The organism is Flagellimonas marina, assembly GCF_042651185.1.
GTDB classification, from domain to species: Bacteria; Bacteroidota; Bacteroidia; order Flavobacteriales; family Flavobacteriaceae; genus Flagellimonas; species Flagellimonas marina.
Genome location: NZ_JBHSCL010000009.1, coordinates 218692 through 234527 on the forward strand (window position 1 = coordinate 218692; position 15836 = coordinate 234527).

Annotated in this window: 11 protein-coding genes; all 11 read right to left on the reverse strand. The window is 35.3% G+C overall.

What is annotated here, in order from left to right:
• Positions 1–74 precede the first annotated feature (74 nt).
• Positions 75–635 (reverse strand): hypothetical protein, encoded by a 561-nt coding sequence (locus tag ACFOWS_RS14835; protein WP_379766119.1) that lies wholly within the window; start codon positions 633–635, stop codon positions 75–77.
• Between the two features lie 63 nt (positions 636–698).
• Complete coding sequence (locus tag ACFOWS_RS14840) at positions 699–1721, reverse strand: hypothetical protein (protein WP_379766122.1); 1023 nt, start codon at positions 1719–1721, stop codon at positions 699–701.
• Positions 1722–2755: 1034 nt separating this feature from the next.
• Positions 2756–3319: a hypothetical protein gene (locus tag ACFOWS_RS14845; protein WP_379766125.1), complete on the reverse strand. Its 564-nt coding sequence runs from the start codon at positions 3317–3319 to the stop codon at positions 2756–2758.
• Between the two features lie 38 nt (positions 3320–3357).
• Positions 3358–3984 carry a hypothetical protein gene (locus tag ACFOWS_RS14850; protein ID WP_379766128.1) on the reverse strand — a complete coding sequence of 209 codons (627 nt, stop codon included), beginning with the start codon at positions 3982–3984 and terminating at the stop codon, positions 3358–3360.
• 123 nt (positions 3985–4107) lie between these two features.
• Positions 4108–4890: a hypothetical protein gene (locus ACFOWS_RS14855; RefSeq protein WP_379766131.1), complete on the reverse strand. Its 783-nt coding sequence runs from the start codon at positions 4888–4890 to the stop codon at positions 4108–4110.
• 38 nt (positions 4891–4928) lie between these two features.
• Positions 4929–5333 (reverse strand): contact-dependent growth inhibition system immunity protein, encoded by a 405-nt coding sequence (locus ACFOWS_RS14860; protein ID WP_379766134.1) that lies wholly within the window; start codon positions 5331–5333, stop codon positions 4929–4931.
• Positions 5334–5385: 52 nt separating this feature from the next.
• Entirely contained in the window at positions 5386–6171 is a 786-nt protein-coding gene (locus tag ACFOWS_RS14865; RefSeq protein WP_379766137.1) for a hypothetical protein, read from the reverse strand.
• A gap of 90 nt (positions 6172–6261) precedes the next feature.
• Complete coding sequence (locus ACFOWS_RS14870; RefSeq protein ID WP_379766140.1) at positions 6262–6765, reverse strand: hypothetical protein; 504 nt, start codon at positions 6763–6765, stop codon at positions 6262–6264.
• Positions 6766–7048: 283 nt separating this feature from the next.
• Positions 7049–7759, reverse strand: a complete 711-nt coding sequence (locus tag ACFOWS_RS14875) for a hypothetical protein (protein WP_379766143.1) — start codon at positions 7757–7759, stop codon at positions 7049–7051.
• On the reverse strand, positions 7756–13083 hold the full coding sequence (locus ACFOWS_RS14880; RefSeq protein WP_379766145.1) for a BspA family leucine-rich repeat surface protein: 5328 nt from the start codon (positions 13081–13083) through the stop codon (positions 7756–7758). Before ACFOWS_RS14880 ends, ACFOWS_RS14875 begins: the two co-directional genes overlap by 4 nt.
• Before the next feature lie 179 nt (positions 13084–13262).
• Complete coding sequence (locus ACFOWS_RS14885) at positions 13263–15221, reverse strand: BspA family leucine-rich repeat surface protein (RefSeq protein WP_379766148.1); 1959 nt, start codon at positions 15219–15221, stop codon at positions 13263–13265.
• Positions 15222–15836 lie beyond the last annotated feature (615 nt).

Genomic DNA, 15836 nt, shown 5'->3' on the forward strand with positions numbered 1-15836 from the left:
GCTATTACGAGCCAGAATCTATTTTGTTTCCACATCATCGCTTATTTGAACTTTAGCTTAATCATTTTACTGAATTATTGGTATAATCTAAACGTCATCAACATACCATCTCCCATGCTAGCCACTTTTCCTATACCTTTTTGATAATAATTGTGGTATTCACTTAATTTATTTAAATCTCTTCCTGTAACTTGACTTGCCTTCATAACCAATAAGTTTGAGTATTTCCTTTGGGGTGTTTCCAATTCTCCATCTAGTTGAACAATTTCATATTCCCAGGCTTTGTCAGTGCTTACCCATTTAAAACCAACCTTGGGATCCTTGGGCATTATCATACTCTCAGTATTGGATGCAACATCGTAGTACAAAACATTTCCATCTTCCAATCTATAAAACATCTCTACTTTTTTGCCCCAAGAATATTGGATTTCGCGAACACTATAGGCAATTTGATTCCATTCAATTTGCTTTGTTATGTCCTTATGGATTACATAGGCATCAGTATCAACATATTTAAACTTAGCATCATAATTTCCTACGGGATAATATGCATTTGCGCTGGGTTCAACAACTGTTCTTTTGGACCCGCAGCCCATACTTACTGTTAGAAGAACAATTAGGGTTATATTTTTCATTATTGTAGTTAATAAATAATCTTAGCGATCATCGTTTATTTGAACTTTAATAGCTCCTGTTGGTCATTGCTTTAGCCCGATTAAATAAGAGAGCCTTGATTTTTTTAGCTTTTGAGTTGTCAACCGATAATTTGTTGTATCCTCCAATCTTTCATAAATCTTCCTTTTCAAATTGTCTACATTGAGACTATCAGAAAATTCAATATCTAGAAGCAATTTCAATGCCTCATCATAGTTTCCTCTTAAATATAATTGAGTCGCATTCTTGAATTGATTTTTATAGGACTCCTTGAAAGTATTGTAAGGTTTAATAGTCAAGTTATCACCATTTCTCTCAAAATTTGGAAATTCAATGTAATTAAAAGTAATTTCTTTAACCACACTCACTTTTTTTCCGTTCAAAAACGGGGGAGTCCACATCCCACTTGTTTTCATGATTGCCTTTCTAAGTCCTTTATCATATGTTTCATTAATATGGTGGTGGATTTGAACATCACTTACTTTTCCTTTGGTATCGACAAGAAAAGTGGCATATGCAAAAGTATTTTCGTTATCCGATAAATTCTCTACAAATGGTTGAATGAACTCATTTACATTGGCATATTTGACATTATTAAATTTTGGATACACCTTGTCGGTTTCAAAAAAAAGTTCATCCCCTCCTCTTATAAGAATATCCTCTTCTTTTAAAGCCAACTGGTTCAAGTAAGATTGTTCTTTTAAAAAAGAAATCCTTACTGAGTTTGGGGTTATCTTATTGTTCTCAAATTCAATAAGAACTAATTGCTCGTTATTTAATTTCTCTATTTTGAATTTATTGAAACCTAGATTTATGATGTCTCGCTCAATCCGATATTTAATCAAATTCCCTTTTTCATTGGGGCTTAAGGAAATGAATAATTGATTGTTCCTTTCGAATGTATATCTAAAAAACTTTTTGTTTCTCTGTTGCACATCTGGGGTCAATTCCTTTCCAACATTTCCAATCTTAGTTTTTATCCAAATGCCCAAAATTTCTTTTTTTACTTGAGTTTGGATAAAAGTGACTATTAGGAAGAAGACAGAAAAGGTAATTTTTCTTTTCATGGTACTTTGTTTGTGGTCAATCTATCCATATAGTTTTAAAATGCATTTATATTCTCCCAAATTAGAATAAAGTCGATGTATGTAATCAATTATTTGAACTTTAGTCACTTTGGTCTACTATTTTAATATATTTATTTAGTTTGGGTTGAATATCCAAAATGCCAAAAATGAAATACCAAATGCCAAAAAATAGACCCAGCCCGTTTGATTGTTTAAGGTGTAATTCCTTCTCAAACCGAATTATCGTAGAAGAAGCCAATATCATCATTAAAAACATTGAAACCATGGCAGCTATATGAAATGGCATTAATGTTTCAAATCCTTTCCCCGAAAACAACACAGTAATTCCGAAAATATAATAGAATGAGCAATATCCTGCGAGGGTGATAAACAATCCCTTGTTGAGTTCATGGTATTTTGGAAGTTTCTTATTTAATTCCATTCCGATTGAGAACAACCAAATCAAATATGGGATGCCCAACCAACAAAGCCAGAACAGCTCTATTGGTTTTTTTCTCAAATATCTATCGGTCATTTCCCATTTGTAATAAATCGTTTATTTGAACTTTTTATTTAAAAAGATACAGGCCATTTAAATTATCGGATTTTGCTAATTCATAAGAAGACTCTGTGCAAATTTCAGTTCCATCATAATCTATGCACCTGCTTATGTCTAAATAGTTTACGGGAACAAATCGATCATTAGGACCAGGTGCCTTTCTGTCCGTTAATTGCTGTATTTTAACTTGATAATGCTCTCCAACTTCTACCTTTTTTCCATTTTGCGGTATTACCTGATGTTTATTCGAGATTATTTTATAAAACTCTTGGTCATTTTCAATGAAAACGAAATAATATTTTTAAATGGAATCTATTTTTGAGATAATACCACTAACGTATTTAGCAACATTTTCCACTTGGGTTAGATTGGGATTTGATTCCACCTTTTTGCTTTTACATGAAATAAAAACAACTGTAATAAATAATGATAGAATTAAAATCATTTTCATTCCAATCATTTCCGAACTTTACTATTAATTTTCTTGACTGGAGCTGAATAATTCAATGGCTTTCAAATAATCGATTGCTCCTTCCATTGTTATATCATTTACAAAGCCATCCAGATTAGGATGATTATTCCTTATCCAACTAACCAGTGTATCTCTTTTATGGCTCCAAGTTTCCCAATTGACATCCATGTAATCCAAATCTTCCACCTTTGAAATTTTTCCTGATTCAAAGTACACTTTGACCTTATAAACTAAAGGATTGTTCCTTAAATATTCATTACGGGCATTCTCTTGTGCAACAGACGCAATGACTTCATTGTTCTTTACTTCTAATTCTAATATTCTATATGATGGTTTAAATACAGAATCCCATTTGAAAAATTCATAAAACTCATCACGATTATAAGATGTCACATAATCACCAGAAATAAACGTGACAATATCATTTATTGAAGCTTGAATTTCATTGTGGTTTCCTGAATTCAAAGCATTGTAATATTGAGTAACAATATCTCGATGAGTCATCTTATCATTATTGCATCCTATTGAAACAAGAAGAAGAAATAGTATGAAAAGCTTGATTTGCATTTATCGTTTATTTAAACTTTTATTATAAATAAAACAGGTCAAAGCTTTTTCCCCATGGACAAAACAGCATACTTGGATATTTTACTTTTATCCATTTTTAGTTTAATGCCATTTCTTACCATCATCGTATTTCCCATTTCCATTCCTATAACATCTTCATTATATACTGGATGTATAAAAATCACTTCTCCGGATTCTGGGGTTATCCACAATTTTTCCTCATCAAGATTTAGTTTTGTATAATAAGTGTGTTGTTCATTTGCCCGCACTTTATGAAGGAAGTAAGTTCCTTTTTTTATTTTTATCAACTTTTCACCGTTATAGAATATTTGAGCTGTTGGAAGCATAGCACAGTAAATATAAATGTGGGAAAATCCATCTTTAGGTTCTTTAATTTCCGTTCCGATTGGGCTATCAATAAAATTGTTGTTTGAAATATACAAGTCAGTTAGATTCATCAAATTAAGCTTAAAGGGTTGGGACTTCTTATATAAGCGATAAGTAAGTCTGCCGTTTTTTATTTTGACAACCTTACAGTTAAGCCTAATCCCATTCAAATCCTTAATATAATCTGTTTCGTAGTCATTGGCTTGGTTCTGACAATATCCTTGAAATGCAAAAATTAAAATGAGGAAGTTTAGATATTTTAAAGTACTCTGGTTCATTTCTATTTTGTTATCGTGTCATTTAGGTTTATTTAATCATTGGTATGGCAATCGTTTATCTGAACTTTTATTTTGGTATGGCACAAAACCACAATGAATTAGTGCCATTATTATACAGAGTATTTATTTCATTAATTCAATTTGAAATTTCGTTGCTTCAAAAGCCACTCGCAAACCACTGAGGTTTGTTTCGGCTTTGTTCTTTTGGAAGAGCTCTGATATGTATGTTGTTTGTTTTAATACCTCGTCCTTTTCTCTCATGAAAATTTGGTATTTCAATAAAATTAAGTTGGCCATGATTCTATCCGAAACGTTCAAAGGGGCTGATAGAAGTTTAATTGCGATAGTCTCTGAAATCTCGGAATCGTTATCTGGTAGTTCGTCAAAGAGATAAGCATTAGCAAGGTCAATTCTTTCCATTTTAGAATAGTCATTCTTGTTAGACATGTCCTTTCTATAGGTCATTTTGTCGCCATTTAGAAAATACCACCTTGCGTAAGAATCATTTTCAATTTTAATCTCCTTTTCAAATTCCTTTTTCTTTACACTCCAATTTGTTAAAGCAGTCAGTAGTTCGGTTCCATCATTATTCTTTAGAATGGCAATCCTGATTAAGTAATTCCTTTCCCCGGGTTTTTCGATCTCAATAGTCAAACCGTTTTCTTCCGAAACATATTTTTTTATTGCTTTCAGTACTGCTGAAACATCTTCAGGAGTTGCCTGAGGAAATAAATTCTCTCTCAAAAACAAATCGATGTATAAATAATGAGTCAAATAAAAATCGTCCATTTTTAGATAATTGACTTCCTCCAAATTTTCCGATTTGATTTTGATTTTTTGAGATTGAGAATGGCCAATGGCTAAGTAAAAGAGTAAAAACAAAAGGGGAATAATTTTTTTATACATTCTGATCGTTTGTTTGAACTTTGTTAGCTTAAATTACCTTATTCTACTAAATATTGAATTCTCTCCTTGATTCTTTCAAAGTGCTTTTCTCCCAATTCGGATTTTATTTTTTCCGAATTCAATTTTATTAATTGCTTAAGTGTTTGATATTCGATTGGTTTTTTTGACCAAAATTCTGTCGATACTTTTGAAACTGAGTCCAACAAGTCTCCCTTATAAAAATCTCCTTCGGCACAAACGTCCTGTTCGAGTTTTTCAAGGGCAATTCCTAGGAGGTAATCAAGACCAATGTTTTGAGAAATCAAAAGTCTTAATTGTTCATTGTTTAATTCTCCAATGTTTATTTTCCGATATTGAAAACACTTCTCAACCAAGTCTGTCTGGAATTCAGACGGCTTTTCCCAAATGTCCTTTTCCAATTGTTCGATTGATTTTGTTTCCATCATCGTTTATTTGAACTTCGAATTTGTATTTAAAAAGAACATGTCATTCCAGTTAATCTTTATTTAAATCCTTTTCAACATGAATCCATGTCCAGATATCACCATCTTGAAACGGCGTTGTTGAAGTTTCCTTATTATCAATAAAGATTTTGGTGAAATATGGTTTATAATACCAAGCAAAAAACACACTTCCTAAGCTCGGTTTTTCAAGTTCCCGATAATTCAACCAAATTTCTCTGGGAGGATTAGTTTTAAACCCACGAAATTGACCTTGATAGTAACTTTTATCTTTAACAATAATATTTTCAGGAGTTATCTCATAAATAAACTCACCCCCATATACCGCAGTCCCATCAGGTTGAAACGCTGGTAATATGTACACATCAAAGTTTCCTCGTTCATTTTGTCGAATGTAATTGTTGTACCGAAGACCCGAAGAATCCCTGACTTCTTTTGACTCTTTAAGTGCAATATTTAACGCTTCAGCATGGTTGCTCAAAAAGGGTTGATCAAGAATTTCTGTCGACTCCTTCACATCAGAACTGGACTTGATTACAAAATGAAATACTTGGTCATAAAACCCATCTTCGTATTTACCATATACTGAATGCCAAGTATTAGTTGAATCTTGAAAGCAGAACCATTCTTTCCCAAGTTTTTCAATTTTGGATTGATTCTTAGTTAAAAGTGAATCTGTCGACCACCAAGCTGCTAAGTCATAATTGACAAGCCATTCAGCAATTTTTGCTTTTTCATTAAAATCTTTTATATCAAATTTTTGAGCTTCAACATTAGTAATTATTACAAATGCTGACAGAAATAATGTTAGTTTATTCATGTGGTTAATGGCAAATTCACCCTAATATACGTTACTAAAATCTGAAATAAGATAATTATCGATGTAATAGCCGAATGGTTTATTTGAACTTTAATTAATGGTAGTGGTTGTCTTCTTTAATCTGTTAATTATCTTTCGAGCATTACTTTCTACCAACTTCCATTCCCATAATTCTGGATTTCCAAATTCAGGATTAGTGTTTTTCCAATTTTCAGCTCTCTTTTTTGAGTTCACTGATATATTACATTCAACTTGGTTTTCGCCATTTTTTAAATCAAGTTGAATAAAAATTATTGCCAAGCCATCTATCCTATAACGAAAAGTCATACCGTTACAATATTTGGGGTTTAGTGGTATTTTGGAAACGAAAAACTTGCCTTTATGCTCTGGATTGTAAATTCCAAATCCGAAGTGTACTTTTCCGTTCGAAATACCATTGTCTAAATAGTTCTTAAACTCAGATAAAGTGTTAACCCGAACTATTTCCTTTTCCATTTCAGAGTATGATTCATAGAGTTCAGTTTTAGAATCTGAAAGAATAAATTCTATCAGTTCCAAAAGTTGATTTATATCTATGATTTCTTTTCTCTGCATCGTTTATTTATACTTTATAATGACTATTGCAATGACCAAAACAATAACAAAAATTGCTGCTATGACGTACCTATATTTCGAATCTTCAAGAAAAAATCCTTAAGTAATTCTATTAGTTGCTCCAACATCTTATTCAGTTTCGAATATTCAAGTATTTGAATCAGGTTAAGGGCTCTGCAAAAAATCAAATTATCAAGAGTATTTGCGAACTTTAATCAGTAAAACTTATCTTTTCTTCAGCCTAAGTTTCAACTGGCATGCGTATGCTTTAAACTAATTTGTCTTAAAAACCACTAAAAGTTGAAACAGTAACTTCTGAAATGGAGAAATTACCAAAACTATCTTTAGATGTTACCTCAATGGAATATTCCCTACTGGGAATATAAGATATTGGGGGTAAAAAGGTGTCTGATAAATCATTGAATTCATATATTAATTCGTTAGACTGGTATATGAGGGCTTCATAACTCAAAGCATCCCCATCTTCATCACTACCCACCCAAGAAATTAACATTTCAGAATTTATAGTATCAAATTCTACCGTAATAGTTGCAGCGTATGGTGCAAAATTTCTTTGAGGAATGCCTGGTGAAGTAAATGAATATGTGTTGCTTGTTGAGGAACCATCATCGTTAATTGATACAATTTGCCAAGTATAGGTTTTCCCTCTATCCAATTCTATTTCTGTATGTAAGCCTCCTACGCTTTTTCTCACAATTTCGTTACTGCCTTCCAAAATAATGACCTCATAACTTTGGGCAAACCGAGCAGAATTCCAGCTAAAGGAAATCAAGACTTGAGTATCATTTTCCGCTATTTCTTCATAGTCTGAGCAAGGTTCCCCATTTGCAGGCAAGACACCAATTGCCTTTTCGGGAGGATTTAGCTCTTCTTTAGGTGGCTGTTCGCCACCTTCTCCACCACTGCAGGCAAAAAACACACCAACCACAAAAGAAATGATGTATAATTCAATTATGTGCTTAACATATTTCATCGTTTGATAATTTTTACAGTTTCCATTTTATCTCCATTCTCCATTTGTACAATGTATATTCCAGAATTGAATGAAGAGATGTCCATACTTTTTTCCCTTTCATCAAAATCCAATTCCCTAACCAATTTCCCGTCAAGTCCAAAAACCTTAACCTTGAGATTAGCATCCTCGGAAATGAAGTTCACATTTGTTGAAGTAATGGTTGGGAAAACTTGTATTAAGTGGCCCATATATAAGTTGTCTAGAATGACACCTTGGCAATCGCTCTGACCTGAAATTGTAATTTCTGTTTGACCTTCTAACTTTTCAAGTGATATTATTCTTTCACTGGTATCATCAAAGGAAAAGGTCATTTCCTTCCCATTTACCAAAACCTCATATGTTTTACTTCCTGCAACAGCGTATGAAACTGTTCCCGATTTGGAATCCAATAGCGTTCTTTTACCACTAATAGCATCCAACTCGTTAATAGTTGTCCCATAGGTCCGTTCAAAAAGAATTTCAGGAATGAGAACAGTAATTGTATAATTCCCATTGGCTAAATTTTTGATTGAAAAATCGGTTCCAGAAGGAACATCATTAAATTGATTTGCGAATCCATCTCCTACAATCGAGATGTCAAGCAAATACCCGGGAGTTGCCATGACTATTTCAATGGCCCCATCGCTTCTTCCAACACAGCTCGTTGATAATACTTGCACCTTTATTGCATCATTGGGTATCAAATCACAGCCTTCGGAGTTCACCAAGGCTCCGGGTGAAGTATCAAGGCAACCATCTCTATAATCAAAAATTCCATCACCATCCATGTCAGCGGTGCACAAAGAATCTTCACCCGCGTCTAAGATTGTCCATCCATATGTATCAATAATAAATTGGCGTGCCTCGGCAGACTCGCAATACGTGCTGCTGCCCGCATTAAAAATAACATTTGTTCGCAGATTAGGTAAACTGGCCCATCCTCGCAAAGTATTATCATAGTTCTTTAACGACAGCGCTGTATTTGCAAACATTCCGGTCATATCAACAACATTGGAGATATTCCAACTCCCAATATTTTGGTCAAATACATTATTTCCAAAGAACATATTATACATAGTCAGTACGTTTGAAACATTCCATTTGGAAATGTCTTGATTAAAGGCCTCAGCCCGATTGAACATCCCTCTCATTGTAATTACCCCTGAAACATCCCAGTTGGAGATATCTTGATTGAATTTTTGAGAACCAGAAAACATAAAATCCATATTTTGTACCTTGGAAACATTCCACGAACTTATATCTTGGTTGAATTCAGTAGTCAGATTAAACATGTATCCCATGTCCCCAACGTTGGAAACATCCCAATTGGATATGTCCATATTAAAGTTCGAAAATTCAAACATTGACTCCATGTTAGTTACACTGGAAACATCCCATCTACCAATGTTTTGATTAAAAGAAGCAGCACGATAGAACATCGCATTCATATTTTCCACATTAGAAACGTCCCAACCCGAAATATCCCTGTTGAATAGTTCACAATCCTCAAAAAGGTTACCCATTGAGGTTACATTACCCGTATTCCAGTTGGAGATGTCGGCATTAAATTGTTTACATCTTGAAAAAGTTTGTAGAAGATTTTGAACATTACCAATATCCCATGTATTGAACGAATCGTTGCCCTTTAAAGATTCGCAGCCATAGAACATGGAGAACATGCTGCTTACGTTTGATAAATCTGGAGCATCAGTTGCCACTACATCCATATTGACGCAACCTGCGAATGCTGAATTCATTGAAGACCAATTTATTATCCCCCATTGATTTATCTCCAACAATTTTTGGGCGTCATTGGTTATTGTACTCCCTCCACTGCTGTTAAAAGCTACACTATATGGATTCCCAAAAACTGATACGGTATAGGTCCCAGGTGTTGCATAGGTATGTGTTGTACTGCCAAATAAATCTGTTTCTATACTGCCATCGCCCCAATCTACATTATATGGCCCTCCAAAAAGTGGTAATAAAATCTGGTTGTCTTCAGAAATGCCCACATTGTTGGTTTGCCATTTGGTCACAAAAACTTCTTGTGTGTGATATACAGTACACCCTTCAGATCTTCCCTGATCATTTATTATCCAATCATAATTTTTAAGGAGCTCGTATCTTGATAGTGCGGCCTCACAGAATTTATTCTGTGGCGCATCCAATTGTACTCCCTGTTGTAGGGAAGGCAAGCTGGCCCAACCCATTAAAATTTCATTATAATTGTCATCCGAAAGTCCAGAACCATCGAACATTTCGGTCATATGTATCACATTGGAGACATTCCACGAGCCCAAATCCTGATTGAAGGCTGATGCATCTTGGAACATATTGTACATATACAATACATTTCCCGTATTCCAATTATCCAAGGGCAGGTTAAATGATTCTGTTCCACGAAACATATAGGCCGTATTATCAACTGCTGACAAATCCCAAGAATTTATGGATTCATTTCCAATAAATGCTTTACAATCCGAGAACATACCAAACAGATTAGGGCCATTTGTAAAATCTGGAATATCAGTTGCTTTCATATCCATGTTATCACATCCTGCAAATGCCAAATGCAAAAGTTCCCATTCAATATCTCCCCATTGATCTATGGAGAGAAGTTTATCATCGTCTCTAAGTCTAGCATTGCCCCCATTATTTATATACATTCCTAGAAAATCTCCATAAATAGCCACACGATAAATCCCTGGTTCAGGATATGTATGGATAATATCTCCTTGAACATTAGTATCTACTGACCCATCTCCCCAATCCACAGTATAATTGAAACCATCAAACCTGGTGTCCGTGTAAATGGTTATTTGATTGTTGTTGGAAGCTCCTCGGTTATCGGTTTTCCATGTTGTCAAAAAAGGCATTTGTCCATCAACGGCACAATTCAATTCCAAGCCACCATCATGTATTATCCACCCTTTATCAGCTATCAAATCTTGACGAGCAGAGGCGGCTGCACAATAATTGTTTTGCTGTGCGCCAAGACGGACTCCACTTTGCAAAGAGGGCAGTTGACTCCATGATATCAGCATGGATTCATAATTTGTATTGGACAATGAACTCTGGTTAAACATATTGCCCATATCCGTTACTTGTGAAATGTTCCAGTTCCCTAAATCTTGGTCCAGCACGGTTGCTCCTTCAAACATACCAACCATACTGGAAACATTGAACACATCCCAATCTGCTATATTTTGATTAAATACCGCAGCACCCTTGAACATGTTTGACATATCACTGATTTGACTTGTATCCCAAGTACTAATTGTATTGTTGCCAATCAATGATATGCAATTTTGAAACATTCTGGCCATGCTTTCAACATTGGAGAGGTCCGGAATATCCGCGGCAAGAATATCCATGTTCCCACAACCTGAAAATGCTCCCTCCATGGATTTCCAATCAACATCCCCCCATTGGTCTATTGAAATAAGGCTTGCAGCAAGATTGTCCCCTTCAAGAACGATGCCAGGGAACCTTCCACTTATTATGACCTCATAAGTACCGGGTTCATCATAAAAGTGGGTCAAATTACCGCTCACTCCCAAACTAGTATAACCGTCTGACCACTTTATATCGTAATAATAATGCTCTCCTGGGATTGTTCTTATTGTAAGATTAGTGGGACTATCTATCCTCCATGTAGTGATAAAGGGCTTGGCCACACCATCCAAAATCTTAAAATTGAGCATATATGGCTCTCCGGAAATTCCTGTCAAATCAGTACCACTGTATGGTGTAACGACTATGGTATAGCTTCCAGAAAGCAAGGAATTTCCTAAATAATCCGTACCATCAACTCCAAATAGTGTAAATGGATCTCCATTTGAAACCGCGGAAAAACTCTGGGTGTCGCTAAGTTCAATCTCAACACTTCCAACATCGTCTGATGTTATGATTTCGAAATTGATAAGTTGGTTGGGCAACGATTGCCTATTTATCTGAGCATCATCCCTTAACGTGTACAATTTTTCATCTTGAACAGCATCCACCAAGTAAATTTCCCTGACGGTCAAAGAGGAGAGACATGATGCTCCATTATCCTCAATTTGCCATCCAAAATTGTTGACTAACGTCTGTTTTGAAGATTCCTCATCACAATATTGACTGAAACCAGCATCAAGTACAACGCTAGCTTGCAAATTTGGCAATGAAGCCCAACCGTTCAATATGTCATCATAGTTCTCTGTTGAGAGCTCAACTTCATTAAACATTCTGGACATTGTAATTACATTTTGAACATCCCACCCTCCAAGGTTTTGATCAAAAGACAAGGCATTGTTGAACATTCCTGTCATTGATCTTACATTTGAAACATCCCAAGTAGATATATCTTGATTAAAAGCCTTGGCATTATTGAACATATACTCGGCATTTATCACGTTGCCCATGTCCCAACTCGAAATGTCCTGATTAAAGGCCTCTGCATATTGGAAAGTATAAGCCATACCCTCAATGTTACTTACATCCCAACCACTTATATCGCCATTGAAATTGGTTGCACCATCAAACATGAATGCCAATTCCGTTACTTTAGGAAAACGCCAATTTCCGATATCTTGATTAAAGGAAGTAGCATATCTGAACATGTCATTGAGGTCTTCAACATTAGACAAATTCCAATCTCCTATATAAGTATTAAATGATGAAGCGCCATAAAACATAGAATTTAGGTTTACTGCTGTTGACATATCCCAAAGATTCATGCTCTCGTTTCCAATAAGGTTTGTGCATCCAACAAAGGCATATCTAAAAGTTGACACTTGGGATAGGTCCGGAACATCTTCGGCCACAATTTGCATGTTGACAGCACCATTGAACGCCCCTTGGAAAGAGCGCCATTGAATATTACCCCACTGATTGACCTCCAAGAGTTTTTCACGATCTGTACCTCCTGAGTTTGCGAGTGAAATACCAGGAAATACTCCAGAGATTGCTATTTGATAGGTTCCTGGTATTGCATACGTATGCGTAATATCACCTGTAACTCCTAAATCTGAATTTCCATCACCCCAATCAATGGTGTAATCATAGACTTCAGTAGAAAAGGTAGGAATCAAAATCTGATTGCTTTCGGTTACACCAGGATTATCCGTTTTCCAAGTGGTTATAAAATCTTGGGCGTTGGAATTGGATAGGACGAGAAATAGAATAAGCCCTATGCAATGTTTCAAGGTTGTTAGCATTTTATTGGAGGAAATTCTCACTATTTCCACGTTGAATAGGGTTATCATATCCCTATTGCACCTTAAAATGCCATACTGGCCGTTGGAAATACTTTTCTTCATTCTTGGAAAAATATTGATTATTGGTTTCTATTGATAATGTAAAAGTCCTATTGTGTAACCGAACCCAAATCTCAGCCCACCGCCCAATCCATTTTATATAGGGCTCCAATAAATTCTGCATTAGGATCTTCCATTTATTTGAAGTCTTGCCAAAAAATATGCTCGCTTAACTATTTCTACTAATTGCAATCTTTGCCACCATCAGTGATATTCCAACCATAGGAATCAATCAAGTTTTGACGTGCGGCTTCACTTGAACAGTATTGACTATTTCCACCATCAAACTCAACTCCAATTTGTAAAGAAGGTAGATTGTTCCATGCAATCAATGTTGCATCATAACTTTCTTTCGATAATCCAGAACCTTTAAACATCGCTTCCATATCTTGGACCTTACTTACATTCCAATTACCCAAACTCCAATCGAATGAAGTGGCATTTTCAAACATTCCATACATTCTGGTAACATTGGAGGTATCCCAATTACTTATGTCCTGATCGAAAACGTTATTGTTGAAAAACACACCGCCCATCTCCGTTACATTACTAACATCCCAGCCACTGATGTCTTGATTGAATGTTGGGTTATTGGCAAACATTGCCCCCATGTTCTCTAAATTCGAGACATTCCACATAGTGATATCTTCCGTAAATGAAGAAGCAGCTTGGAACATTGCACCAGCATCTTTGGCTCTGGACATATCCCATTTTCCAATGGGCTGATTGAATGCTATGGCCAGATTGAACATAGAACTAAAATCTTCAACATTTGAAACATCCCAATTACTGATATCTTGATTAAAGGAATCCGCTCCTTGAAACATAATAGAAAGATCAGTGATTAGGGGAAAACTCCAATTGCCTATGTCTTGATTAAACGCCCTGGCTCCATTGAACATGCTGGAAATAAGTTCTGCATTACTCAGATCCCAATCACCAATGTCCTGATTGAACTCAAAAGCGTTTTCAAAAAAACCAATCATCCTTTTCATGTTGGAAACATCCCAACCACCTATGTTCTGATTAAAAACATCACACTCTGCAAACATGAAAGAAGCCGAGCTAATAGTGGATACGTCCCAATCTTCAAAACTTGAATTACCTACCAATTTTTTGCAATAGCGGAACATTTCATCTGCTTTCCCCGCATTCGAAAAATCCGGCAAGTCTGTTGCAACAACATCCAATTCCATGCAACCCTTAAATGCACCGGAAAAATCCTTCCATTGTATATTTCCCCATTGATTTATCAAAACCATTTTTTTGCTGTCTGTTTCAGTTCCATAATAATGCGGCTCATTGAAAAAAATTCTTGGAAAGGCCCCAGTAATGGTTACATAATAGGTCCCTGGAATTTCATAAGGATGTTGGGCATTCTCTGATACATTTTCTTCTACAGTACCGTCGCCCCAATCCACAGTATAATCATATCCATAATCAAATAACTCAACAGGATAAGTTGGTATTTCAATGGTATGATCATCGGATATACCGGGATTCGTTGTTGTCCATTTCGTTATGAACCCAAGTGACATAGGTTTATCTTCAACCGCAATGACCTTTAAAATCCAATCCTGTGAGACACCTGTTTCTGAAGTTACAGTATAAGATACCGGTTGACTATAATCATTTTCAGCATCGATAGATGGTGATATAGTTTGTCCATTATGAACTATTGTGGGGTTTAGTGTTGTAAGATCCGTTCCATTTGGAACCTGAACACCGAAAGTATTGTCAGAAATAAGCGTTGCCTCTTTTCCATCTATAGCTATTGAGATAATTTGGTTGGTACTTTCTCCCAACACCTCCAAGGAAACTGTCTGGATTATCGAGGGGTTTGAAGTTGATTTCGCGGTAATTTGTACATCGCCCATACGTAATCCCGTAACCAAGCCCGTCGTATTAACTTCGGCAATTGTTTCGTCACTGCTGCTCCAAACAATTTCCTTATTTGTTGCATTGGCCGGTATTACCTTAATGGATAGTTGAATGGTTTCATCTTTTTGAAGTTTGGATGATTCTGTGTTTACTTCTATTGAACTTACCTCTATTTCCTCATCGACTGTCTCACCTTTATCACAGGATAACAATGTCAGAAATAATAACAAAACCTTTGATAATGAATAAATAAATCTCATACAGAGCGTTTATAGAGAGGGTTGTAGTGAACAGTACTGTTCATTGTTTCGAAACGCAAATGTGTTACCACGTAATTGTATCAAATCATTATTTGATTCGACCATTATTTCTTGTTTCAAAGTTTGGCGGATTTGGTTCATTTGTAATTCATAATCTTCAATATTCGAACAATAGAAAATTAAAAATCGAAAATGAATAATAAGGACAAATGAGTCACTTTAAAATTTGTAATGCGCATGATGAGAGATTTTATTTTGTGGAGGTTGGTTGAATAAGGTATGTTAGTTTGCCAATAAATGTAGGAAATTTCCAATAATCAAAATATTGCTTTTCGTTGAAAGGAGGAAAATAAAGTTAATCTGCTCTGAGAAATAGAACTGCTTTATTGGAGCATTTTAAGGTCTAGATGGTAAACCAATTAAGTGTACCGAAAAAGTAAACTCATAAGAATCAGCGAACTCGTTTTACTTTAAAAGTTCAATAAAACGGTACCCTAAAAACCTTGTCATAAATTAGAAATCGATATAAAAGCGAGCGAAACATTGTTTCGCGCTGCAAGCGTCCCAAAACTTACCAAACTAATACTACTGAGTGAGGCATCTTTTTCTATTGAT